This window comes from Salegentibacter agarivorans, from assembly GCF_900113135.1.
Lineage (GTDB): Bacteria > Bacteroidota > Bacteroidia > Flavobacteriales > Flavobacteriaceae > Salegentibacter > Salegentibacter agarivorans.
The window spans coordinates 32558-54752 of record NZ_FOOH01000001.1; the positions used below are offsets into that span (position 1 = coordinate 32558).

25 protein-coding genes are annotated in these 22195 nt (G+C 36.2%); 12 read left to right on the forward strand and 13 right to left on the reverse strand.

The genetic code is table 11. From position 1 onward, the window contains the following. The first annotated feature begins 6 nt into the window (after nucleotides 1–6). From BM084_RS00175 to BM084_RS00205, 7 genes are all read left to right on the forward strand, one after another. Nucleotides 7–777, forward strand: coding sequence for a carboxypeptidase-like regulatory domain-containing protein (locus BM084_RS00175; RefSeq protein ID WP_093301929.1), 771 nt, complete (start codon nucleotides 7–9; stop codon nucleotides 775–777). Further along, a complete protein-coding gene (locus tag BM084_RS00180) occupies nucleotides 778–1524 on the forward strand; it encodes a carboxypeptidase-like regulatory domain-containing protein (protein ID WP_075326194.1) in 747 nt (248 codons plus the stop codon). It begins immediately after the preceding gene. Further along, nucleotides 1505–2305 carry a carboxypeptidase-like regulatory domain-containing protein gene (locus BM084_RS00185; RefSeq protein WP_075326195.1) on the forward strand — a complete coding sequence of 267 codons (801 nt, stop codon included), beginning with the start codon at nucleotides 1505–1507 and terminating at the stop codon, nucleotides 2303–2305. Before BM084_RS00180 ends, BM084_RS00185 begins: the two co-directional genes overlap by 20 nt. Before the next feature lie 27 nt (nucleotides 2306–2332). After that, entirely contained in the window at nucleotides 2333–2836 is a 504-nt protein-coding gene (locus BM084_RS00190; RefSeq protein ID WP_075326196.1) for a DUF6702 family protein, read from the forward strand. A gap of 55 nt (nucleotides 2837–2891) precedes the next feature. Continuing rightward, on the forward strand, nucleotides 2892–5201 hold the full coding sequence (locus tag BM084_RS00195) for a M1 family metallopeptidase (protein ID WP_093301931.1): 2310 nt from the start codon (nucleotides 2892–2894) through the stop codon (nucleotides 5199–5201). Nucleotides 5202–5277: 76 nt separating this feature from the next. Next, nucleotides 5278–5559 (forward strand): Sec-independent protein translocase subunit TatA/TatB, encoded by a 282-nt coding sequence (locus tag BM084_RS00200; protein ID WP_075326198.1) that lies wholly within the window; start codon nucleotides 5278–5280, stop codon nucleotides 5557–5559. Nucleotides 5560–5568: 9 nt separating this feature from the next. Next, nucleotides 5569–6126, forward strand: coding sequence for a phosphatase PAP2 family protein (locus BM084_RS00205; RefSeq protein ID WP_075326199.1), 558 nt, complete (start codon nucleotides 5569–5571; stop codon nucleotides 6124–6126). Here the strand turns inward: BM084_RS00205 and BM084_RS00210 are convergent. Further along, nucleotides 6119–6760, reverse strand: a complete 642-nt coding sequence (locus BM084_RS00210) for an O-methyltransferase (RefSeq protein ID WP_075326200.1) — start codon at nucleotides 6758–6760, stop codon at nucleotides 6119–6121. The two genes, BM084_RS00205 and BM084_RS00210, sit on opposite strands and share 8 nt — an antisense overlap. Before the next feature lie 134 nt (nucleotides 6761–6894). Here BM084_RS00210 and kynU point away from each other — a divergent pair, with 134 nt between their 5' ends. Next, nucleotides 6895–8202, forward strand: coding sequence for a kynureninase (kynU, locus tag BM084_RS00215; protein WP_093301934.1), 1308 nt, complete (start codon nucleotides 6895–6897; stop codon nucleotides 8200–8202). Nucleotides 8203–8255: 53 nt separating this feature from the next. Continuing rightward, a complete protein-coding gene (locus BM084_RS00220; protein ID WP_093301935.1) occupies nucleotides 8256–9188 on the forward strand; it encodes a serine hydrolase in 933 nt (310 codons plus the stop codon). A gap of 73 nt (nucleotides 9189–9261) precedes the next feature. Here BM084_RS00220 and BM084_RS00225 read toward each other — a convergent pair whose 3' ends face one another. The 7 genes from BM084_RS00225 to BM084_RS00245 all read right to left on the reverse strand — a co-directional run bounded on the left by BM084_RS00225 (nucleotide 9262) and on the right by BM084_RS00245 (nucleotide 13650). After that, entirely contained in the window at nucleotides 9262–9936 is a 675-nt protein-coding gene (locus BM084_RS00225; RefSeq protein ID WP_093301938.1) for a hypothetical protein, read from the reverse strand. Between the two features lie 37 nt (nucleotides 9937–9973). Further along, complete coding sequence (locus tag BM084_RS00230) at nucleotides 9974–10732, reverse strand: SDR family oxidoreductase (RefSeq protein WP_093301940.1); 759 nt, start codon at nucleotides 10730–10732, stop codon at nucleotides 9974–9976. A gap of 132 nt (nucleotides 10733–10864) precedes the next feature. Next, nucleotides 10865–11020 (reverse strand): lmo0937 family membrane protein, encoded by a 156-nt coding sequence (locus tag BM084_RS18980; protein WP_106197114.1) that lies wholly within the window; start codon nucleotides 11018–11020, stop codon nucleotides 10865–10867. 101 nt (nucleotides 11021–11121) lie between these two features. After that, nucleotides 11122–11280: a lmo0937 family membrane protein gene (locus BM084_RS18985; RefSeq protein WP_143083605.1), complete on the reverse strand. Its 159-nt coding sequence runs from the start codon at nucleotides 11278–11280 to the stop codon at nucleotides 11122–11124. A gap of 148 nt (nucleotides 11281–11428) precedes the next feature. Next, complete coding sequence (locus tag BM084_RS00235) at nucleotides 11429–12079, reverse strand: flavin reductase family protein (RefSeq protein WP_093301943.1); 651 nt, start codon at nucleotides 12077–12079, stop codon at nucleotides 11429–11431. Between the two features lie 110 nt (nucleotides 12080–12189). Then, complete coding sequence (locus BM084_RS00240) at nucleotides 12190–12435, reverse strand: hypothetical protein (RefSeq protein ID WP_075326206.1); 246 nt, start codon at nucleotides 12433–12435, stop codon at nucleotides 12190–12192. Nucleotides 12436–12540: 105 nt separating this feature from the next. Then, nucleotides 12541–13650: an alkene reductase gene (locus BM084_RS00245; RefSeq protein WP_075326207.1), complete on the reverse strand. Its 1110-nt coding sequence runs from the start codon at nucleotides 13648–13650 to the stop codon at nucleotides 12541–12543. 180 nt (nucleotides 13651–13830) lie between these two features. Between BM084_RS00245 and BM084_RS00250 the strand changes: the two genes are divergently transcribed. Next, nucleotides 13831–15192 carry an FAD-dependent oxidoreductase gene (locus BM084_RS00250; protein ID WP_093301947.1) on the forward strand — a complete coding sequence of 454 codons (1362 nt, stop codon included), beginning with the start codon at nucleotides 13831–13833 and terminating at the stop codon, nucleotides 15190–15192. On the opposite strand, the gene BM084_RS00255 is transcribed toward BM084_RS00250, so the two are convergent. From BM084_RS00255 to BM084_RS00265, 3 genes are all read right to left on the reverse strand, one after another. Beyond that, nucleotides 15184–16671, reverse strand: a complete 1488-nt coding sequence (locus tag BM084_RS00255; RefSeq protein WP_075326209.1) for a potassium/proton antiporter — start codon at nucleotides 16669–16671, stop codon at nucleotides 15184–15186. The two genes, BM084_RS00250 and BM084_RS00255, sit on opposite strands and share 9 nt — an antisense overlap. A gap of 184 nt (nucleotides 16672–16855) precedes the next feature. Further along, nucleotides 16856–17518, reverse strand: coding sequence for a peptide-methionine (S)-S-oxide reductase MsrA (gene msrA, locus BM084_RS00260; protein WP_075326210.1), 663 nt, complete (start codon nucleotides 17516–17518; stop codon nucleotides 16856–16858). Between the two features lie 3 nt (nucleotides 17519–17521). Then, nucleotides 17522–18130: a hypothetical protein gene (locus tag BM084_RS00265; RefSeq protein ID WP_075326211.1), complete on the reverse strand. Its 609-nt coding sequence runs from the start codon at nucleotides 18128–18130 to the stop codon at nucleotides 17522–17524. Between the two features lie 359 nt (nucleotides 18131–18489). On the opposite strand from BM084_RS00265, the gene BM084_RS00270 reads away from it, so the two are divergent. Beyond that, entirely contained in the window at nucleotides 18490–19128 is a 639-nt protein-coding gene (locus tag BM084_RS00270; protein WP_075326212.1) for a hypothetical protein, read from the forward strand. Nucleotides 19129–19210: 82 nt separating this feature from the next. Here the strand turns inward: BM084_RS00270 and BM084_RS00275 are convergent, their stop codons facing one another. Both BM084_RS00275 and BM084_RS00280 read right to left on the reverse strand, forming a co-directional pair. Then, complete coding sequence (locus BM084_RS00275; RefSeq protein WP_075326213.1) at nucleotides 19211–19990, reverse strand: zinc ribbon domain-containing protein; 780 nt, start codon at nucleotides 19988–19990, stop codon at nucleotides 19211–19213. 2 nt (nucleotides 19991–19992) lie between these two features. Further along, complete coding sequence (locus BM084_RS00280) at nucleotides 19993–21087, reverse strand: Nif3-like dinuclear metal center hexameric protein (RefSeq protein WP_075326214.1); 1095 nt, start codon at nucleotides 21085–21087, stop codon at nucleotides 19993–19995. 103 nt (nucleotides 21088–21190) lie between these two features. Between BM084_RS00280 and lpxK the strand changes: the two genes are divergently transcribed. Then, on the forward strand, nucleotides 21191–22195 hold the full coding sequence (gene lpxK, locus BM084_RS00285) for a tetraacyldisaccharide 4'-kinase (RefSeq protein WP_093301950.1): 1005 nt from the start codon (nucleotides 21191–21193) through the stop codon (nucleotides 22193–22195).

Genomic DNA, 22195 nt, shown 5'->3' on the forward strand with positions numbered 1-22195 from the left:
CAATCAATGAAATATTTTTTATCTATTTTATCGTGTTTTTTTGTACTTGCAGTAAGTGCCCAGGAAAAAATACAGCTCACCGGTAAAATTAAAGCCGATAGTATTGAAGCTCCTATTCACATCATTAACATAACACAAGAAAAGGGCAGTGTAAGCGATAAAGCGGGAAATTTTAAGATAGAAGTTTCAGAAAACGATTTGCTGTTAATTTCTTCGGTGCAATTTCAGCGAAAAGAAATAAAGATTACTTCTAAAATTCTTAATGAAGAAACACTAAATATAAAATTACTTCCTGCCCTAACCGAACTCGAACAGGTAAGGGTTCATAATCTTAGTGGAAACCTGGAAGAAGATATTGCCAATATTAAGGTAATAAATATGCCGGTTATTAATGTGCCGCCTTCCCCTACTAGCGTGATTCCACGAGGTACGCCTAACGCAGCATTTAATGCCAGCCAAACCCATGCACCGGCGGGAGCGAATATTTTAGGGTTGGTGGGATTAATAATAGGAAAACCAAATTTTGGCATAATAGGAGCCAAATCTAAATCTCCTGCTAAAAGGGAAAAAGAGATTGTAAATAATCTGCGTAACAGGTTTGACGATTATTTCTTTAATAATCATTTAAAAATTGATACCCCTCATATAATGAACTTTCTAACCTATATTTTTGAAAATGGTTTTCAGGAAAAATTTTTAAAAAAAGAACACGCTTTAGAACTTGTGGTGTTTCTGGAAAATAAAAGTGAATCTTACCGCAAACTTATAGCTGAATAGATGAAAAGCAGTTTCTTTCTTGTATTTCTACTTATTTTTTCAGCTCATTTATTTTCCCAGGATCGTGTACTACTAAAAGGGGAAATTCTTGCTGATTCTATTGAAGCACCAATTCATATTATAAATATTACTGCTGAAAAAGGCACGGTAACCGAAGCAAACGGTGAATTTTCTATAGAAGTAAGAGAAAATGATTTGCTATTATTTTCATCAGTACAATTTCAGAAAAAAGAAATTTTAATTACTGCTGAAATTTTATCTTCCAAAGTTTTAAAAGTTGAATTGCAAAAAGACCTTACAGAATTAGACGAAGTTAGGTTGCACCAATTAAGCGGAAACCTGGCAAGTGATATTGAAGAAATTAAAACCTTTGATCCACGAATCATTGGTTTTGCCCTTTCTGATAGAGAACCACTAAGTATTGAAGAGCGCAAATTGGTTGCAATGAGCAGTCCTATGGATCCTGTTGGTCTCATTTTTGGAGCGCTTTCTGGAGAAAGGGAAAAACTTAAAAAAGCTATAGAAAATAACAGAGTAAGTGCACTGGTTTATAAGGCCAGGGAATTTGTGCCTGATGAGTACTTTACTGAAACCTTGCTTTTACCCTTGAATAAAATTATGGATTTTCTCTACTATTGTAGCTTAAAACCAAATTTTGAAGAATTAGTCAAAAAAAATGATCCCCTGGTTCTAATGGAATTTCTTAAAGAAAAGCTTCCAGAATATAATGAGTTTATCAAGGATTAAAAGCATTAATTTTTTCTTTATACTGTTGCTACCTTTTGCTGGGTTTTCCCAGCAAGAAACTATTTTTTCAGGCCAAATAATTACCGAAGAACCACTTTTATCTCCGGTTCACATAATTAACATTACCCGGCAAAAAGGTGGAGTTAGTGAACTTTCAGGTCATTTTTCTGTAGCGGTAAACAAAGGTGATTCTTTAGTTTTTTCTTCGGTTCAATACAAAAAGAAAACGATTGTAATAGATCGTGAAAAACTTCAGCAGAACAATTTTACAATTAAACTGGAGGAAGATCTTACTGAATTAGATGAAGTAAAACTTCATAAGCTCTCAGGAAGTCTGGCAAAAGATATTTCAGAAATTGAAACTTTTAATAAATTCGATTTAAATGCACCAATGCGCAGAAAACCGCCTCCATCTCAGGTAGAAAGGCAATTATATACCGCTACAACAGGTCCCGGTGGCACCAGGCTTAGTATTTTGGGGGTATTAACCGGAACGATACCTTTAGACCCGGTTATAAACGGGATTAGTGGTAGAACGGCGTGGTTAAAGAAGAGAAAAACAAATGACGAATTTAAATTTACTATTGAAAAAGCCATTTATTTAATTCCTGAAAATACGCTAATTGAAGACTTCGGAATAGCGAAAAGTGCGGTGATGAATTTTGTGTATTATTGTGCAGAAAATTATGATTTGGAAATTCTTCTTGGAAATCCTTTAGAATTATATGAATTTTTTCAATCCAAATCAGTTGAATTTAAAGCTTTAGGTGCTTTGGATTAATATTTGTTATAGAAGAGAAAAAGATTAATGAGAAAAATAAGCCTAATCCTGGCCAGCTTTTTTTTGCTTTCAGCATTTAAATCTGGCGCTCACGAGTTTTACCTAAGTGTTACAGAGATTGAATACAATAACGAGGAGCAAAGTTTACAAATTATTACCAGGGTTTTTATAGACGATTTTCAGAATGTTTTAAACGAACGTTTTGATGCCGATATTCAGCTTTCTCAAGAAGCAGAAGAAGGCGCCGTAACTGAACATATTTCTAAATATCTTAATCAGAAATTAAGGTTGAAAATAGATGGCGAAGAGCTTCAGCTTAATTATTTGGGAAAAGAATACGATGCCGATCAACTGGTGCTTTATATTGAAGTGGAAAACGTAGCTGCTTTTGATGAAATTGAAGTCACCAACGAGATTTTAACCGATTTGTTTGATGACCAGAAAAATGTGGTGCACGTAAAAGTAAATAACAAAACCAAAAGTTTATTACTTATGCGGCAGCAAGAGACAGAAAAACTCACATTTCCTTAAGGAAAACCTGATTAAAATATTTATTTTTAGCAATCTTTAAATTAAAACATAATTGATGAACAAATTAAGACTCTTAAGTTTCGCTTTAGTGATGCTTTTTGTAAGCGGTCTTCAGGCCCAGGAATCGGAAGCCGAAGAGCAGCAACCAAAACAGGAAGGTCACGAGAATAACAATAAGTTTAAACAACTTTACGAGACTTTCGCAACTCCCAATCAATACCGAACCGGTGCCGGAGCTCCCGGAGAAGCTTATTATCAAAACCAGGCCGACTATAAAATGGATATCGTTTTGGACGATAAAAATACCCGTTTAGATGGTGAGGCCGAGGTTACTTATTATAATAATTCTCCCGATAAACTAGAGTATTTGTGGGTGCAATTAGACCAAAACGTACGTAAGAAAGATGCACCGGCTTTAGAGCGAAATCCTAGTGGAATGAGTCCCGTGGCTACTCCACAACGTTTTGTAAGTCAGCATATGGAAGAGTCGTTTGACGGCGGTTTCAATATTGTAGGTTTAACTCACGATGGCGATAAATTAAATTACACCATAAATCAAACGATGTTAAGAATAGATTTGGAAGAGGCTTTAGAGCCCGGTGAATCTTTTGAGTTTGAAATGAAATGGTGGTACAACATCAATAACCATATTACCGATAGGGCTAGAAGTGGTTATGAGCATTTTCCTAAAGATGGTAACAATGCTTATGTAATTGCACAATTCTTCCCAAGAATGGCGGTTTATAACGATGTTGAAGGCTGGCAGAATATGCAATTTTGGGGCAGTGGTGAGTTTGCCCTTCCTTTTGGTGATTACGAAGTGAATATTACCGTTCCTGCAGATCATATTATGGAGGCTACAGGAGAACTTCAAAACCGCAAGGATGTTTATACCAAAGAAATGATGAGCCGTTATGAAAAGGCAAAGAAATCTTACGATAAGCCTGTAATAGTTAGAACTCAAGCTGAAGCCGAAGAAGCCGAAAAGTCTTTTTCTAATAAAACCAAAACCTGGAAATATAAGGCCGAAATGGTTAGAGATTTTGGATTCTCTACTTCAAGAAAATTTATTCTTGATATGATGGCTACAGATGTTGGTGGTAAAGATGTAATGGCAGTTTCTTTATATCCTAAAGAAGGAAATCCACTTTGGGAAGAATGGTCTACAAAGGCAGTAGCCAGCACTTTAAAATCTTATTCTAAGCAAACTTTTCAATATCCATATCATAAAGCGGTTTCGGTTCACGCTAGAAACCAGGGAATGGAATATCCAATGATTTGCTGGAATTATGGTCGTCCCGATGAGGATGGAACGTATTCCGATAGAGTTAAATTTGGGATGATAAGTGTAATTATTCACGAAATTGGACATAACTTCTTCCCAATGATTGTAAACAGTGATGAACGCCAGTGGGGTTGGATGGACGAAGGTTTAAACACCTTTAGCCAGTATCTTGCCGAGCAGGAATTTGGAGAAAAATATCCCGAAGCTATTACTCCTTTAGAGCAATATCCATCTCGAAGAGGAATTCCGGCGAAAATTGTTCCTTATATGAAAGGGAATCAAAAGTATATCGCACCAATTATGTCTAATCCAGAGAATGTTTACCAGTTAGGAAATAACGCTTACGGTAAGCCGGCAACCGCGCTAAATATTTTGCGAGAAACTGTAATGGGACACGAGCTTTTTGACCACGCCTACAAAACATTTGCTCATCGTTGGATGTTTAAACACCCCACCCCTGAAGATTTCTTTAGAACAATGGAAGATGCTTCAGCCGTAGATTTAGACTGGTTTTGGAGAGGATGGTTTTATACTACCCATAATGTAGATATGGGAATTAAAGAAGTGAAGAAGCTTTATGTTACAGATAATGCTACGAAAGAAGGAAAAGAATTCCTGGAACGTTACGGCGCAGATCCTGAAGAAATTGATGCAATTTATGTAGTAGAAGAAGATAGTGAAGAGTTTGATGAAAACTTAAAGGGAAAATCTGCTTTAGAGAATTCATCTACTTTAAAAGAGTATGTGATGGATAATTTTTCTGAAGAAGAACGAAGGAAATTAAAAGATCCTAAATATTTCTACCAGGTAATTTTTGAAAAACCGGGTGGAATCCCAATGCCTTTAATAGTAGAATTCACTTACGCCGATGGTTCTACCGAAATGAAAAGATATCCCGTACAGCTTTGGAGAATGAACGATGAGGTAGCTACAAAAGCTATTGCTACCAATAAGGAAATCGTAAAAATGGTGGTAGATCCAAATTTAGAAACCGCCGATGTTGATGTAAACAACAATACCTGGCCTAAAGAAGAAACTACCAGTAAATTTGAAGAATTCAAGGAGAGCCTTGGAAACTAAAATCTAAAATAAATTTAGCCGACTTTAACGAGTCGGCTTTTTTTATACCTAAATTTGTGGCTATATTTGTTTTGCTATGAACATCATACCTCTTTTTATTAGTGGTGCCGAAATTGCCTTTATCCTGTTTATTCTGGTAATGGTTTTTGGTGCCGATAAGATTCCCGACATTGCCCGTGGTATGGGTAAAGGGATGAAAATGCTTCGTAATGCCTCTAACGACATTAAAACAGAAATTCAGAAAAGTGCCGAAAAGCAAGGCATTGATACCGATATTTCTAAAGATGTGAGAGGAGAGATAGATAAAGTGAAAGAAGATATTGACGAGATTACCGGTTCAGTAAAACGTAGATTTTAATTACTATTTATGTTAGAACAGCTAAAACAATGGGACCGTGAGCTGTTTGTTTATCTCAACGGACTGGGAATTGAAACTTACGATAATTTTTGGATCACCGTAACTACTATCCAAAACTGGATCCCGCTTTATATCACTTTTTTTATTCTTTATTTTGTGGCTTTTCACTGGAAAAAGGCACTTTTTACCACTTTTTTTATTCTTGCAACGGCGCTTTCAACTTATGGTTTTACCAACGTTGTTAAAAACTTTTTTTTACGTCTTAGGCCTAACAATCAACCCGAAATTGCTGATGTTATTAGAATCCTGCAAACTCCAGATAACTATAGTTTTTTCTCCGGGCATTCTGCGGTTTCTGCCGCTGCGGCCCTATTTTTCATCCTTTCACTAAAAGATAAATACCCCTGGATTTGGGTAGTACTTATCTGGCCGTTATTATTTATGTTGAGTCGAATTTATGTAGGCGTTCACTATCCCGGTGATGTATTAGTAGGTGCGGCTGTAGGAATTATTTTCGCAATTATTTTCTTTATGCTCTACCAACGTTCAGGAAAACGCTTTATTTAACGCGCGTTAAAGTTAATCCGTCGCGAATAGGCAAAATCACCGTTTCTACGCGTTCATCTTCCGCCAGCATTTTATTATATTTTAAAAGGGCTTGTGTAGATTCATCTTCAGCTTTAACAGGTTCTACAACTTTACCGCTCCATAGAACATTGTCAGATAATATTACTCCGCCGGGATTCATTTTCTCAATAATTAAATCGAAATATGCGGGATAGTTAGGCTTATCGGCATCAATAAAAACTAAATCAAATTTCTCCTCAATTTGCGGAATTATTTCCTGAGCATCTCCAATATATTGCTTAATCTGATTTTTGTATTCTGAAGCTTGGAAATATTTCTGCTGAAAATCGTATAATTCTTCATTGATATCTATGGTATGCAAAATTCCCTCTTTGGGTAAACCTTCAGCCAGGCATAAAGCCGAATAACCCGTGTAAGTACCAATTTCCAGGATAGTTTTTGGAGCTATTATTTTTGAAATAAGGCTTAAAATTCTTCCCTGATAATTTCCGCTTAACATTCGTGGTTGCAAAACTTTTTGATTGGTTTCGCGATTAAGCTTTGCCAAAAACTCAGGTTCTTTAGCCGAATGTTCTAAAATATACTGGTCTATGGCTTCAGGAAGAAAATGCATAAGATTCAATTTTTACCAAATTTAGAGAATTTAATGTTTTTAAAATAATAGCTTTCTACACAAATACCAATTGGTTTTCACTTCGGGTGATTTCTGCCAATAAATTGTATTTTTACTTCAAACTAAAACCACACATGCAATTTCAAAATACACTTGAATATGCCCGGGAACTGGATTCCCAGGATAAAATAGCATTATATCGTGACCAATTTATTTTCCCACAGCACGAAGGGAAAAATGTGATTTATTTCACCGGAAATTCACTTGGTCTTCAACCAAAATCAGCAAAAAAATATGTAGACGAAATAATGACCGATTGGGCAAATCTTGCCGTAGAAGGTCATTTCTATGCCGAAAAACCCTGGTGGGACTATCACGAAAGGTTTTCAGAAAAACTAGCTAAAGTTGTTGGTGCTAAACCAGCTGAGGTTACGGTAATGAATACCCTTACGGTAAACCTGCATTTACTAATGGTTTCCTTTTATAGACCTGAAGGAAAACGCTATAAAATTATATGTGAAGAAAAAGCTTTTCCCAGTGACCAGTATATGATCTCGAGCCAGGTGCGTTTTCACGAGTATGATCCCAAAGACGCTATTGTTGAAATTAGAAGGCGCGATGGTGAAAATAATTTTAGAACTGAAGATATTATAGCAAAGATCAATGAAGTAGGAGAGGAGTGCGCTTTGGTTTTAATTGGGGGTGTAAATTACTATACTGGACAGGTTTTAGAGATGGAAAAAATCACAAAAGCGGGACACGAAGTTGGCGCTTTTGTAGGTTGGGATCTTGCCCACGCCGCCGGAAATATTGAGCTTAAACTTAGTGAGTGGAAGGTTGATTTTGCTGCCTGGTGCAGTTATAAATATATGAATAGTGGTCCGGGAAATGCTTCCGGATGTTTTATAAATGAAAAATATCACAACCAAAAAGACATTCCGCGTTTTGAAGGCTGGTGGGGACATAACAAAGAACGTCGCTTTTTAATGGAACCAGAATTTCAACCCGAAAACGGTGCCGATGCCTGGCAAATTTCTAATGCCCCGGTTTTGGCACTTGCACCATATTTGGCTTCGTTAGAAATGTTTGATGAAGTGGGAATGCCGGCTTTAATAGAAAAACGAAATAAGATCGTTGCGTACCTTGAATTTGTTTTACACGAAATTGACAAGGAAGTGGAGAGTAGTTTTGAGATAATTACTCCTTCGAATCAGGAAGAGCGCGGTACCCAGCTTTCGGTATTTTTACACGGGGAAGGAAGGGAATTATTTAATTATTTAATGGAAAACGGCGTAATAACTGACTGGCGAGAACCGAATGTAATCAGGCTGGCTCCAGCACCATTTTATTGTTCTTTTGAAGATATGTACCAATTTGGGCAAATTTTGAAGAATGGAATTCTTAAAAAGACCAAAGAAGATAGAGTTTCGAAAAGAGATTAAAAATGTTTTAAATTGAAATAAATTAACCTGGATTTAAAATAATTCATTGCAAAATGAGAAAGCTAATACTTACTACTCTTATAGCGATTTTTTTTATTGCTGAAAATATCGCTCAACAGGTTGAAGTTGATTCAATTCTTGAGCAGAAATTAGAAGAATTAACAGCATCATTTAAAGGTGATGTTGGTGTTTATGTGAAACACTTAAAAACGGGAAAAGAAGCTGCAATAAACGCCGATAGTATTTTCCCTACCGCCAGTATAGTAAAAGTGCCTATCCTGGTAAAGATTTTTGATAAAATTGAGGAGGGAGAATTAAGCTATAGAGATTCACTGGTTTATTCAGAAGATAGAATTTATGGCGGTTCGGGTTTGATGCAGTTCTATAAAGATAGCACTACAACCGATCTTAGAACTTTGGTGGCCTTAATGATTAGTTACAGTGATAATGTAACTTCTTTATGGAACCAGGAACTTGCCGGTGGTGGAGAAGCTATTAATAAATTAATGACCGAACTTGGCCTAGAGCACACCCGGGTAAACTCAAGAACAGAAGGTCGTGATAAAGACTGGGAAAAATATGGCTGGGGACAAACTACTCCGCGAGAAATGGCTTCAATTCTAGAACAAATTAGAAAACGAGAATTGGTAAGTGCTGCAGCAAGTGACGAAATGTATAGGTTGCTCGGTAATTCTTTTTACCAGGATTATGCTTTATCACAAGTGCCGCCTTATATACAGATGGCGGCAAAACAAGGAATGGTCAATAAATCCAGGTCTGAACTTTTTATGGTTAATGGGCCTTCTGGAGATTATGTGTGTTATATAGCCACAAAGAATAATGAAGATGAATCCTGGGATGACGATAACGAAGCCTGGCAATTACAAAGGGAGATTTCAAATTTATTATGGAACTATTTTGAACCCGATTCTAACTGGAAACCGGCAGAAGGAGCCGGAGAAATTTTGAGCGGTTTAAAATATTAAAACCTCTTTTTAGAAAAAATAAAAAGCCACGAATTCAGCGATTAATGAGTTCGTGGCTTTTTTATTTCAATCTTTATTTTACTACAATATCGGTAAAGAACAATTCAAAGCTACCATCGGGAGATTTATGGGATTTAGAAATTTTTAAGCCCTGAAAATCTTCAAAATCTTCCCAGGTAGTAGGCATTTCCCGTTGCCCATCTGCAGATTTGTAGATCCATTCCTCTAATAAATAATCGTCTTCGTAATAAACTACATAAGTGTCACCAGGAGTATAGCCGCCTTCATCTTTATAAGAAACCTCGAGATATTTCATCTCTTTTTTACTAATTGGTGCAAGGCCGGTTTTTTCTTCAGAAATTTCAGCGTCACTCCACACCATTTGGAATGGAAAGAGAAACCAGTAAGAATCATTGATAAACTTCTGGTCTATATCTTTATCCTCTTCAGCAATATCGCCGGTTTTGGTGTAAGTGCGGCTAATATCACCTTCGGTAAGTCTAATCTCGTCGGTTTTGGGTTTCCAGGTCCATTCCCGGCTGGTTCTAAGTGAATCCCCAACCTTTACATTAAAAGTAAATTGAATTTCCTCAACTTCTTCAAAATTATTTAATCCGTGTGCTTCGGCTATTTGTTGCTCAATGCTTTTTTCGGCTTCAGTATCAACTTCCTGTCCTATTTTGGTTTCGTTATTTTTACAGCTTATAAATACTGAAAATAGAAAAGTAACAAGTAGTAGTTTTTTCATGGTGTTGGTTTTCCATTAAAGATACAAAAAACTGGGTTTATATTGCATTAATGCTCATTCCACCATCTGCGATAATATTTTGCCCGGTGATATAAGACGATTTGTCCGTTGCCAGGAAAGCAATAATCGAAGCAATTTCGCCAGCTTCTGCAACTCGTTTTAAAGGAGTTCTTCTAATAATAGGATCCATTCTATCGCTCTCGCTTAAAAGTCCCTGGGTGAGTGGCGTAACCGTAAACCAGGGTGATACTGCGTTTACCCGAATTCCATCTGCGGCCCATTCTACTGCAAGACTTCTTGTTTGCTGTAATAATCCAGCTTTAGACATTGCATAAGGCGTACCAGTACCAACATCCTGCAGCGCTGCAGAAGACGCGACATTTACAATCTTTGCACTGCCACTTTTTTGAAGTAGGGAGTGAAGTTTTCGGCTTAGTTGAAAAGGAGCGTTAAGGTTTATTTCCATTACTTTTCTAAACTCTTCTTCAGAATAATTATTTGCTTTTTTCCTGATATTTATCCCGGCATTATTTACCAGAATATCCAATTTGCCCCAGACTTTATCAATAAAATTGTGCATTTTTTGCCGGTCTTCTGCTACGGTAACGTCAGCTACCATTCCGTAGATTTTTTTATCGTATTCTTTTAATTCCTCTAAAACAAGGTCAATATCCTTTTGTGTCCTGGAAGTAAAGAGTACTTCTGCTCCCAATTCCAGGAATTCCAGAACTGCAGCTTTACCTATTCCTTTAGTGCCACCGGTAATCAGGGCATATTTATTATTTAAGTTCCACATATTAGTTTTTAATTTCGAAGATAAGGTTTAGCTGGTAAATAGGATATGGGAAAGCTTTTAGGATTAGATGATAAAACAAAAAAAACCCTTTGATGTTCTCAAAGGGTTTATAAGATTCGAAAAAATTCTTACTTACAGGCGGCGCCCGGTTAATAATTTATACAAAATTAGGATAACGGCTATAACAATTAGAATGTGGATTATGCTTCCCAAATCTGGAAATGCAAAATAGCCAATAAGCCATCCTATTACTAATAATACTACGATAAGCCATATTAAATCTCTCATACTGGTTGGTTTTGTGTAGCTATGCTACGTTGGTTAATTGTTTATACAAGTTAATAAATAAATTCGTGTTTTAAAAAGACTGAAAAATATAAATTTTTGGTTTACAGTCTTCTACCGGTCGCCAAACGATATAAAATACCAATTATGGCCAGGACTAATAAAATATGGATTAGGTTTCCTACGGCTTCCCCAAATCCAAAATATCCTATAAGCCATCCTATGATAAGGATAACTACAATAAGCCAAATTAAATCCCTCATATTATAGTTTTAATAATTAGCTATGAACGAATTTATAGAATATGTTACTTGAAAGAATAGCTTTTAACTAGTGTTTAACTCAAATGTTAAAATTTTTGAATAATATAGATATATAGGTAATCTGTGCAGTGAGTTTAATTAGAATTGGTTAGTCTTCTTTCCTAAAAAACGACTTGATCTCCTGGCCCGGCCTGGCGTAATGAAAGCGATCTAAAAGATTAGGAAGGGCATAACCATCTAAACCATTTATAGCCACAGTCTCTGCATCGTCCAACCTCAACCAGCCATCTGGCGCCTGTATACTTTCATCAAAATAAATATGCTTAATAGCGCCAATAAGCATTACCGTTTCATTTTCTTTAATGTAGTATTCATTCACGTATTCGCATCCTAATTTTATATTAAACTGCTTAACATAGGGTGCAAAAAAATTGTCCAGATATTCTTCTTCCAGGCCGGTTTGCTGGAATTCAGAAATTTCTTCATCATATTTAGCAGCGGTTTGATGGGCGCTTTCTATCATATCCTTTTGAATATGATTTACCGTAAAATATTTATTCTCTTTAATATTTTTATAGGTATTCCGGGCTACCTCTTTAGTTGGCCGGGTAATAAAACCAAGTAATGCAGGGTTGCTTCCCAAATGAGTAACCGAACTAAAAACCGCCACATTTACACCTTTTTCCTCTGATTTTGTAGCGATAAGATTAGCCGATTTATAACCGGTTACACTATTAATTAGATTGAGACGGAAAAGTTTTTCCATTTCCCCTATTTCTGCTGAAGTAATATGTTGCATAAGAATCTGTTTAATAAAAAAGATGACTAAAAATAAAAATACCTGTTATCGGCAAATTTATGCTTTAGTCATCTTAAGACTGGAATCATTAGCTTTTCTTTAAAAGTTGATTAGCCTTGATTTTCCAGTTTATTAATTCTCATTTCATATTCTTCCATAGCCTCACGAACCGCATCTACGTTATCTGAAGATTTTTGGTGCGCACTGTTCATTGCTTTCTCCAATTCTTTATCGGGATGTTGAAACAAATCGGTAATCACGTGATTTATCTTATCAATAATACTTTCCTGGCTGTTTTTAATGTCTTCCAGCTTATTCAAAGTGGACCTCATTTGTTCAATTTTCGACTCATCCATATTTTAAGTTTTATAGGGTTGAATATTAAATTTACTTTTTTCTGGTTAGACGTTTCGTGCAATTAACCTGCTTTTAAGGACATTTAATCTAAAATTAAGAATTTCCTATTTAGGTTTTTCAGAATCGTATTCGGGATAATCTGTGTAACCTTTTGGGCCTGGCGTATAAAAAGTATCTTCATCCCATTCGGCCAAAGGTGCATTCTTAGAAAAGCGCTCTGGTAAATCGGGATTAGAAATAAAAAGTTTAGCGAATGAAACCATATCAGCATTACCTTCGTCAATAACTTTATTTCCTGATTCTTGATCAAAGTCTGCGTTAATCATTAATTTTCCTTTATAAATAGGGCGGTAATGTTTCGCAATGTTTGTTTCCAGGTAATCTATCTGGCTAACATCTGTAAAAGGTTCAGAGAGATGTAAATACGCTAAATCGTAAGCATTTAATTTTTCAATTAGGTGATCAAAGGTTGCAATTGATTCTTCTGAAGCTGTAATTCCAAAGGCGTCGTTTAGCGAAGGATTAAACCTTACTCCAATTCTATTTTCTGGCCAAACTTCACTTATCGCTTCAAGAATTTCAAAAAAGAAACGTGCCCGGTTCTCGATACTTCCACCGTAATCATCGGTTCTAATATTTGCATTTTTATTGAGAAATTGATGAATTAAATAACCATTAGAGCCGTGAATCTCTACCCCATCAAAACCGGCACGTTTGGCATTTTCTGCGGCGTGTTTAAAATCCAGGACGGTTTGTTTTATATCGGCTACACTCATCGCTTGTGGTTCTACAGTGTCTTCAAAGCCATCTGGGGTATAAGCTTGCGTATTTGGATTCACGGCGCTTGGCGCCAATGGTTTTTCTCCATCGTGAAATTTAGGGTGAGAAATACGGCCGCAATGCCATAATTGTAAAAATATCTTTCCTTCATTTTTGTGAACAGCTTCAGTTACTTTTTCCCAGCCTTTTACCTGGTTTTCGGTATAAATTCCCGGGGTATTTATATAACCCACTGCGGCATCAGAAATTTGAGAACCTTCAGAGATTATAAGTCCGGCACCGGCGCGTTGCGCATAATATTCGGCGTGTAACTGGGTAGGTGCATTATCTTTATTATCAGCGCGATTACGTGTCATTGGAGCCATAATAACCCGGTTTTTTAATTCCAAGTCTCCAATAGTAACCGATTTTAGTAAGGCTTGAGTACTATGCATATTAAATAAATTTTAATATTAAATTTAAGGGAAGCATATAGTAAGTGCTGTTAATTAAATGGTAAATAGGTTTTTCTTAAATAGCTGAGAGAGCCTTAAATTGAGTAGAAATAAGTAAATTCGTAACTTAAAATTGCATTTTCTAATAACCGTTTTCTGGAAAATGTACAGCAAGAATTTATGCAAACACCCAAAAAAATCGCCATTGTTGGCTCAGGCCTGGTTGGATCTTTACTCGCTATTTTTCTTAGAAAAGCCGGCCATGAAGTTGAGGTATTTGACCGCAGAAAGGATATTAGAAATGTAGAATTTTCCGGTAGGTCTATAAATTTAGCCATGTCTAACCGCGGCTGGAAATCTTTAAGGGCTGCCGGCATAGAAGATGAAATTAAAAAACTGGCGCTTCCTTTAGATAAAAGGGCGATGCACGTTAACGATAAACCGCTTTATTTTCAGAAATACGGAAAAGAGGAAGAAGCTATTTATTCTATTTCCCGTGGGGTTTTAAATCGAAAAATGATCACCCTGGCCGAAGATGCTGGGACCACTTTTAGGTTTGAAGAAAAAGTTTGGGATATAGATATGGCGGAAGCTAAATTGTATACCGGTGAGAGTGAAAAAGGGGAGTGGAAAGAATATAAATTTGATCTTATTTTTGGTGCCGATGGAGCTTTCTCCCGGGTTAGACATAAAATGCAACGGCAAAGCAGGTTTAATTATTCGCAACATTTTATAAATGTTGGTTATAAAGAATTGCGCATTGCGCCCAACCCAGATGGAAGCCATAAACTGGATAATGCCTCTTTTCATATTTGGCCTCGTGGGGAATTTATGCTTATTGCAATGCCTAATTTAGATGGTAGTTTTACCTGTACTTTATTTATGCCTTTTGAGGGCGAAAATTCTTTTGAAAGCATCAAGACCGAAACCGATGCCGAGCTATTTTTTCAGAAGCATTTTCCAGATATTAACCAGGAAATTGAAAATTTAAAAAAGGATTTCTTTAAAAACCCTACCAGCAGTATGGTTACCATAAAATGTTATCCCTGGTCTTATTGGGAAAAAGTGACTTTGGTTGGAGATTCAGCGCACGCAATTGTACCATTTTATGGGCAGGGAATGAATGCGGGTTTTGAAGATATTCTGGTATTAAACCAAAAAATGAAAAAATATGGGGACGATTGGGAAAGTATTTTTGAAGAATACCAAAAAGCCCGAAAACCCAATACAGATGCCATTGCAGAACTTAGCTACCGTAATTTTATTGAAATGAGCAGCAAAACTGCAGATCCCGATTTTCTACTGCGGAAGAAGATTGAAAACTGGTTTTCTAACAAACATCCCAACACCTGGGTACCGTTATATTCCCGGGTTACTTTTTCTGATAAACCTTATGCTGAAGCTCTGGCAATTGGGGATTATCAACGTAAAATTATGGATGAGGTGATGGAGATTTCAGGGATTGAAAATAAATGGGATTCTATTGAAGTTGAAAATAAAATTCTTAACCTACTGGATAACAAACCGGCTTTTTCATTCTAATTTTTCTTCAAAATCTGGTTCTATATTCAGGCTTTCATAAACACCTTCCATGGTTCTGTGATCTTCGGTTAAAACAACCAGCATATCATCTGCTTCAATAACCGTATTTCCGTTTGGAGTAATAAATTGATCGTCTCTTGAAATCATGGCGATTATCGCTTTCTTTGGAAATTGTAATTCTACAATCCTTTTGCCTACCGAATGGTTTTGTTCGGGAATATTAATTTCTCTTAAAAAAGATTTAGCCCCATCGGCCATAAATGCATCTACCGGTGATTTTTGTTTGGCCTTCATTGGTAAAGCCACGTGCAACCAACGTGCCACCACAGATAATGTAGTTCCCTGGATTAATACCGAAGTTAGCGATACAAAAAATACGATGTTAAAGATCATATCGGCTTTTTCAATTCCCGCAAGTAGCGGATAAGTGGCAAATACAATAGGTACAGCCCCTCTAAGCCCCACCCAGGAAATATACCAACGGCGGCGCATTTTCATTTTAAAGAATATTAGACTTAAAAAAACGCCCAGAGGCCTGGCTATAAATATTAAAAACACAGAAATAAAAATACCCACGCCTATAACCGGAACAATGTGCGATGGATAAACCAGCAATCCTAAAGTAAGGAATAGTACAATTTGCATTAACCACGCAAGCCCATCAAACATTCGCATGATTGTCTTTTTGTGAATAATGTTGTGGTTTCCAAGGTAAACTCCGCTTAAGTAAACCGCTAAAAATCCGTTGCCACCAAGTGCATCAGTAGCAGAAAATACAATAAACATTAGCGCGATAGCGAGAACGGGATATAAACCTTCAAAATCTAATTTTATACGGTTAATTACCAATTTACTCAACTTTCCGAAGATAAATCCGAGAGCGGCACCAATTAAAATTTGCTGAAGAAAAAGCGGAATAATACTATAAATACTTTGATCCTGGTTCACCACCAAACCTAAAAAGGCAATGGTAAGAAAATAGGCCATAGGATCGTTACTACCACTTTCTAGCTCCAGGGTTGGTCTTAAATTAGATTTTAAGGCAAGGTTTTTAGCCCTTAAAATGGAAAATACCGCGGCGGCATCTGTAGAAGAAACAATGGCGCCAAGCAATAAACCTTCGTAAATAGTAAAATCTGTTATGTACCAAACAAAGGCGCCAACACTTACCGCTGTAAATAAAACTCCTAGAATGGAAAGAGAAATTCCCTGCCACATTACCGGTTTTATAGTTTTCCAGCTAGTATCAAGTCCCCCGGAAAATAAAATAAAATTAAGGGCAACAATTCCTATAAATTGAGCGAGTTGTGGGTCGTTAAAATAAATTCCACCAATTCCCTCTGATCCTGAGAGGATTCCAACTGCAAGAAAAAGTACTAAGGTAGGTACGCCAAAACGATAAGATGTTTTCCCGGCCAGGATACTAATAAATAACAACAGAGAGCCTATTAAGAGAATGTTTTCTATTGTTATGCTCATTGTTTATCTGTTGTTTTAATCAGTTGGTGGTATTTAAAATACATCAGTGAACCGAAGTTTTTTAGCCGAAAGGTTTCCTGTTTTTTCCTAAACGATTTCTGTGGTAAAAATACATATTCGGCCCTATTAAATAAAGCCGAATATATTTATTATTAAAAAGCGTTTAGAAAATTTAAAACGAAAATTAATGCGAATTATCTTTCAGGATTTCGGGAAACTTTTCTTTAAAGCGGTTTAATCTTGGAATAGAAACCTTTTGAATATAGGGATTGTTAGGATTATTCTTTTCGTAATTTTGATGATAATCTTCTGCTATCCAAAATTTTTGAAACGGTAAAACTTCAGCAGCAATGGGTTGCTCATAATCTTTTGCTACTTCAGTTTTCACCTTGTTTATAATATCTTTTTGCTCCTTATTTTGATAAAAAATAATAGAACGGTACTGCGAACCAATATCGGGTCCCTGGCCGTTTACCTGCGTGGGATCTTGTGAACCAAAATAAACTTCTACCAAAGTTTCAAAACTTACTACTTCTGGGTTATAAATGACTTCTACAGCTTCAGCGTGACCGGTTTTGCCGGTATTGCTGGATTCGTAAGTTGGGTTTTTTGTATGCCCTCCGGCATAACCGGAAACAGCTTCCTTCACGCCTTCAATACTTTCGTAAACTGCCTCAACACACCAAAAACATCCGCTGGCAAAATAGGCTTTTTCATATCCATTTTCTGCCGGTACTTCCACAGGATCGGCGTTAGCAATTTCGGGTTTGGTAACTGTTTTTTGCTGGGCGTTATTTCCGCAGGAAATCAAAAGGAATATAAATGTAGGTAAGAAAAATCGTTTCATTAATTATTGTTTTTTATAAGTTCCTTCAAGTGTTTTTTTGCCATAAATGGCGTAATCTACCGCAAGTTCACCATCTATGTAAAAACCTTTCCAGTCCAATTCTATATTACCATTTTTAGCGGGACTTAAAACGGCAATAGGGGTATTGGTATCAAAATCTTCCCAGGGTAGATCTTTATTAGTGTTTTTGTTAGACGGGCTCACATAAAATATATTAACTGAATTCCCTGTTTTTGCATACCTGGCATTGATAAACATTTCATTTTCAGCCAGGCATAATTCTGTATTATTATTCATATCTAATTCCAGACAGTAGCAGCTACAATTTGCATCGCTTTCATCTACTTTTATATAAGTAGCGCCGGGATCAATTAATATAGAAGAAGATGCTTCGGTTTCGTTGTTATTAGTATCTGACGCTTCTAAGGTTTCCTTTTCACTTTTATTATAATTTGAATTGGCTGAAGTAGAATTTTCAGTATTTACCTCTGTAGTGGTTTTATTTTCAGTTTGTTCCGTTTTAAAATCAGGATCACTTTCCGGGTTTTTATCTTGGTTTTTACAGGATACTAACACTAAAATTAGGCAAAGTAGGCTTGCATAATATCTCATAATTAAGGGTTTTAGTTAGTAGAAATAAAGGTAGCTTTAAAATAGATTAAAAATGTGAAAAGCTTGTTAATCAATATAAAACCTTGAATTTTGGGTAATTTAAGAGGTGCAGCTTATTATAAAATTTAACTAGAATAATTTATTAAATGAATTTCAAATAAATTAACAAATTTTAATAGATTTACATAATAATCAATTGCTTATAGCTGGAAATTTATAGAGACTGTTTAAAAATGAATTACATTAGAAGTATAGCATTACCCAGCCTGTAACTTCTAAAATTTTTAAGTTAGAAAAGCAGTGATCTAGCGAAAATTAACTGATTTAAAATAGAATAACTAATTAACACCAAAATCGAAATGAAAAAAATTACACAATCACTTTTAAGTATTTTAGTACTTAGCGTTATCCTGCATTCCTGCAGTACAGATTCTGAAGAAAATCCGGCTGCCAATCAGGAATTGGAAAAGGAGTTGGCTTTAGAAAATGACGGCGTTCTTAAGATCCAATCGGCTACTTATATTTTTAAGAACACCGGTGAAACCGCTAAATTTATTAGCCAGGATAGGGATTTTAATTTCAAATTCGTAAATGAGTTATCTTTTGAAGCTAGTCAAAACAAACACGCTGTAGAAGGACTTAAAATAACGAATCCTGAAACCGATGAGTATTTAATTTTTTTACATTTTGAAGAATTAAAAAACGGTTTCGTGAAATTTGATGCAGAATTAAGTACCGGGGAAGTGCTTAGATCATTAATGTATAAACCGGGTAACGCTAACGGCTCGCCAAACAAATGGCACGATGAACCCGCTATAGGTGTTACTCCTCCGGTGATAGGCGCTATGATAGAATACTCACAGCAAGAACAATTAAAAAATTGTAGGGCTGCTTTACAGGTTTGTGCTAATACCAATGGTTTTCCTACAGTTGCTTTAACTAACGGTAAAGGTTGGTTTACATCAATTGAATCTTGCGCGATAGACTGTCACGATTAAAATAAATTCAGCTCAGCAATTATTAACCATAAAAAAAGCCTCAAAATTGGAGGCTTTTTTTATTGTATTTCTTTTCTGCTAATTAAACTTTAGCGAAAAGATTTTGCATTTTTTCCTGCTCTTCTTTTGCAAGTTCTTCGTCTACCAGGATTCTACCGCTGTGTTCATCGGTAATAATTTTCTTTCTACCGGCAATTTCCATAATTACCTGTGGCGGAATGGTAAAATAAGAACCTCCAGAAGCACCACGTTCTACAGGCACAATAGCAAGTCCGTTTTTAACGTTGCTTCTAATTCTTTTATAGGCATTTACTAAACGATCTTCAATATTCTTCTCGAATTCTGCAGATTTCTTGATTAGTGCTTGCTCTTCTTTTTCAGTTTCGGCAAGAATCTCGTTAAGTTCGCTTTTCTTGTGCTCAAGGTGTTTTTTCCTTTCATCAAGGCGCTCCTTAGTTTGCTCGATAACCTCTTTTTTCTGCTCAATTTGAGCGCGGTATTCTTTGATGTGTTTTTCGGCAAGTTCTATTTCCAATTCCTGGAATTCGACCTCTTTGCTAAGCGCATTAAATTCGCGGTTGTTACGCACGTTTTTTTGCTGCTCAGCATACTTCTTCATGGTCACTCTAGACTCATCAATAAGATTCTTCTTGCTCTTTATATCGTTCTCTATTACCTCAATATCGGCATCCATTTTATCCAAACGCTTGCTCAATCCGGCTACTTCATCCTCCAAATCTTCAACCTCCAGCGGAAGCTCACCGCGTACGTTTCTTATTTCGTCAATTCTGGAATCAACCAGTTGAAGGTCGTACAACGCTCTTAACTTGTCTTCTACAGTAACATCGTTCTTTTTTGCCATAGTTATATATACTTGATTGGATTGGTGTTTGTCTCTCCTAAAATAAGTGCAAAATTACTAATTTTTTTTGTAAGATAAGAATGTAATAAATCTTTTGTGTATTGCTCACTTTCGTAGTGTCCAATATCGGCTAAAATGAAGTCCTTATCACCTTTATAAAAGTCGTGATATTTTAAATCTGCAGTAAGGTAAATATCGGCTCCTGCAGCTTTTGCTTTACTTATAGCAAAACTTCCGCTACCGCCCAAAACTGCTACTTTTTTAATTGGTTTTCCGCGTAATTGAGAATGCTTTATACAGCCACAATTAAATTCGTTTTTTATGCGTTCTAAAAAGCTTTTTTCATCTTCAGGGCTTGCTAATTCCCCAAACATTCCCATTCCCAAATGCTGATTTTCGTTATCTAAAGCACTTACTTCATAAGCTACTTCTTCATATGGGTGAGCGCTAAAAAGTGCCTGAAGCAGCTTTTTCTCAATAATAGATGGATAAATAAGACTAATTTGTGTTTCTTCTTCCAAATGAACTTCCCCACGTTTTCCTATTACCGGATTGGCTTCTTCATTAGGCTTAAAGCTGCCTTCTCCTTTTAAATTAAAGCTGCAATTATCATAATTTCCAATATTTCCTCCCCCAGCTTCAAAAAGCGCTTTTCTTACTGCTGAAGCCTGTTTATTGGGAACAAAAGTGGTAAGTTTTTTAATGCTGTCTTTCCGCGGAATTAAAATTTTCCGGTTTTTTAGCCCCACTTTTTCGCAAATCATATCGTTCACACCCTTGTATTGGTTGTCCAGCGCGGTGTGAATGGCATAAATAGCAATATCGTTTTTAATGGCCTTAATTACTGTTTTTTCTACATAGTCTTTCCCCGTAAGCTTTTTTAAACCCGAAAAAATAATAGGATGAAAGCTAATAATAAGGTTGCATTTTTTTTCAATAGCTTCATCTACCACTGTCTCCAAGGTGTCTAAAGTGATAAGCGCGCCGGTTACATCAGCATTTTTATCGCCCACCAAAAGACCTACATTATCAAAATCTTCGGCGTACGTCGTAGGCGCAAAATCTTCAATTATATCAATAACTTCTTTTACAAGCATCTTGTTTTTTGGTTTTTATAGACTTAGCAGAGTTGCTTTTTATTAATTTCGTAGTAGTTAATTTCAGCCCAACTTCAAATATAATTATTATAGCCTGCCCTGTATGAAGATTTTACGAAAAATGCTACTTCCTTTTGCTTTGTTGTACGGATTTGTAACCTGGAGCAGAAATTTCTTTTATAACTCTGGAATTCTAAAATCTAAATCTTATAAATTTCCAGTGTTATGTGTGGGAAATCTTAATGCAGGAGGAACCGGAAAATCTCCAATGATAGAATATTTGCTGAAGCTTTTACTACCTGAATTTAAAGTGGCTACGTTAAGCCGTGGATATAAACGAAGCAGCAAAGGTTATAGATTATTAAGCGGAACGGAAACTGCCACAGAAGCAGGGGATGAGCCTTTACAATTTAAAAGAAAGTTTAAAAATGCACTTATTGCGGTAGATGCCGACAGGCGGAATGGGATTGAAAAGCTTCAGCAAGAAAATGCTGAAATTGTTCTACTGGACGATGCTTTTCAGCATAGAAAAGTACAGGCTGGACTCAATATTTTACTCACCGCTTACGGCGATCTCTATGTAAACGATTTTATGCTGCCCACCGGATATTTACGCGAACCTACAGTAGGTGCAGAACGCGCAAAAATAGTAGTTGTTACCAAGTGCCCTCCAAATCTCACCAAGACTGAAATGGAATCGATTAGAGTTAGGCTTAAATTACAGAATTATCAGCAGCTTTATTTCAGTTTTATTGATTATGGGGAAGAAATTATTTCTGAAACTACAATAGCTCCCTTAAGCAGTTTAAAGGATAAAAATTTCACCCTCGTTACCGGAATAGCGAACCCTAAACCTCTCACAGATTACCTGGAAGCACAAGAACTTGATTTTAAACACCTCGCTTTTAACGATCATCATAATTTCACCAATACCGAAATAGTGCGTTTACAAAAGGAATCACTGCTTTTAACCACCGAGAAAGATTATGTTAGACTACGCGAGAATTTCGAAAATGGACAGCTATTTTATTTACCAGTAAAAACTTCATTTTTAAATAAAGAAGAAGTTTTTAAACAGGAAATTTTGAGTTTTGCACATAAAAAATGA

Excerpts from the sequence above, each read along its gene's own strand:
- BM084_RS00225 (WP_093301938.1), bottom strand. The coding sequence starts at position 9,936 with ATGAAAAAACTACTACTTGTTACTTTTCTATTTTCAGTATTTATAAGC.
- BM084_RS00195 (WP_093301931.1), top strand. The coding sequence starts at position 2,892 with ATGAACAAATTAAGACTCTTAAGTTTCGCTTTAGTGATGCTTTTTGTA.
- lpxK (WP_093301950.1), top strand. The coding sequence starts at position 21,191 with ATGAAGATTTTACGAAAAATGCTACTTCCTTTTGCTTTGTTGTACGGA.
- BM084_RS00220 (WP_093301935.1), top strand. The coding sequence starts at position 8,256 with ATGAGAAAGCTAATACTTACTACTCTTATAGCGATTTTTTTTATTGCT.
- BM084_RS00240 (WP_075326206.1), bottom strand. The coding sequence starts at position 12,435 with ATGGATGAGTCGAAAATTGAACAAATGAGGTCCACTTTGAATAAGCTG.
- BM084_RS00200 (WP_075326198.1), top strand. The coding sequence starts at position 5,278 with ATGAACATCATACCTCTTTTTATTAGTGGTGCCGAAATTGCCTTTATC.
- BM084_RS18980 (WP_106197114.1), bottom strand. The coding sequence starts at position 11,020 with ATGAGAGATTTAATATGGCTTATCGTAGTATTATTAGTAATAGGATGG.
- BM084_RS00210 (WP_075326200.1), bottom strand. The coding sequence starts at position 6,760 with ATGCATTTTCTTCCTGAAGCCATAGACCAGTATATTTTAGAACATTCG.
- BM084_RS00255 (WP_075326209.1), bottom strand. The coding sequence starts at position 16,671 with ATGAGCATAACAATAGAAAACATTCTCTTAATAGGCTCTCTGTTGTTA.
- BM084_RS00185 (WP_075326195.1), top strand. The coding sequence starts at position 1,505 with ATGAGTTTATCAAGGATTAAAAGCATTAATTTTTTCTTTATACTGTTG.
- BM084_RS00230 (WP_093301940.1), bottom strand. The coding sequence starts at position 10,732 with ATGTGGAACTTAAATAATAAATATGCCCTGATTACCGGTGGCACTAAA.
- BM084_RS00275 (WP_075326213.1), bottom strand. The coding sequence starts at position 19,990 with ATGGCAAAAAAGAACGATGTTACTGTAGAAGACAAGTTAAGAGCGTTG.
- BM084_RS00245 (WP_075326207.1), bottom strand. The coding sequence starts at position 13,650 with ATGCATAGTACTCAAGCCTTACTAAAATCGGTTACTATTGGAGACTTG.
- BM084_RS00280 (WP_075326214.1), bottom strand. The coding sequence starts at position 21,087 with ATGCTTGTAAAAGAAGTTATTGATATAATTGAAGATTTTGCGCCTACG.
- BM084_RS00265 (WP_075326211.1), bottom strand. The coding sequence starts at position 18,130 with ATGAGATATTATGCAAGCCTACTTTGCCTAATTTTAGTGTTAGTATCC.
- BM084_RS00250 (WP_093301947.1), top strand. The coding sequence starts at position 13,831 with ATGCAAACACCCAAAAAAATCGCCATTGTTGGCTCAGGCCTGGTTGGA.
- BM084_RS00235 (WP_093301943.1), bottom strand. The coding sequence starts at position 12,079 with ATGCAACATATTACTTCAGCAGAAATAGGGGAAATGGAAAAACTTTTC.
- BM084_RS00205 (WP_075326199.1), top strand. The coding sequence starts at position 5,569 with ATGTTAGAACAGCTAAAACAATGGGACCGTGAGCTGTTTGTTTATCTC.
- BM084_RS00190 (WP_075326196.1), top strand. The coding sequence starts at position 2,333 with ATGAGAAAAATAAGCCTAATCCTGGCCAGCTTTTTTTTGCTTTCAGCA.
- BM084_RS00270 (WP_075326212.1), top strand. The coding sequence starts at position 18,490 with ATGAAAAAAATTACACAATCACTTTTAAGTATTTTAGTACTTAGCGTT.
- BM084_RS18985 (WP_143083605.1), bottom strand. The coding sequence starts at position 11,280 with ATGAGGGATTTAATTTGGCTTATTGTAGTTATCCTTATCATAGGATGG.
- BM084_RS00180 (WP_075326194.1), top strand. The coding sequence starts at position 778 with ATGAAAAGCAGTTTCTTTCTTGTATTTCTACTTATTTTTTCAGCTCAT.
- msrA (WP_075326210.1), bottom strand. The coding sequence starts at position 17,518 with ATGAAACGATTTTTCTTACCTACATTTATATTCCTTTTGATTTCCTGC.
- BM084_RS00175 (WP_093301929.1), top strand. The coding sequence starts at position 7 with ATGAAATATTTTTTATCTATTTTATCGTGTTTTTTTGTACTTGCAGTA.
- kynU (WP_093301934.1), top strand. The coding sequence starts at position 6,895 with ATGCAATTTCAAAATACACTTGAATATGCCCGGGAACTGGATTCCCAG.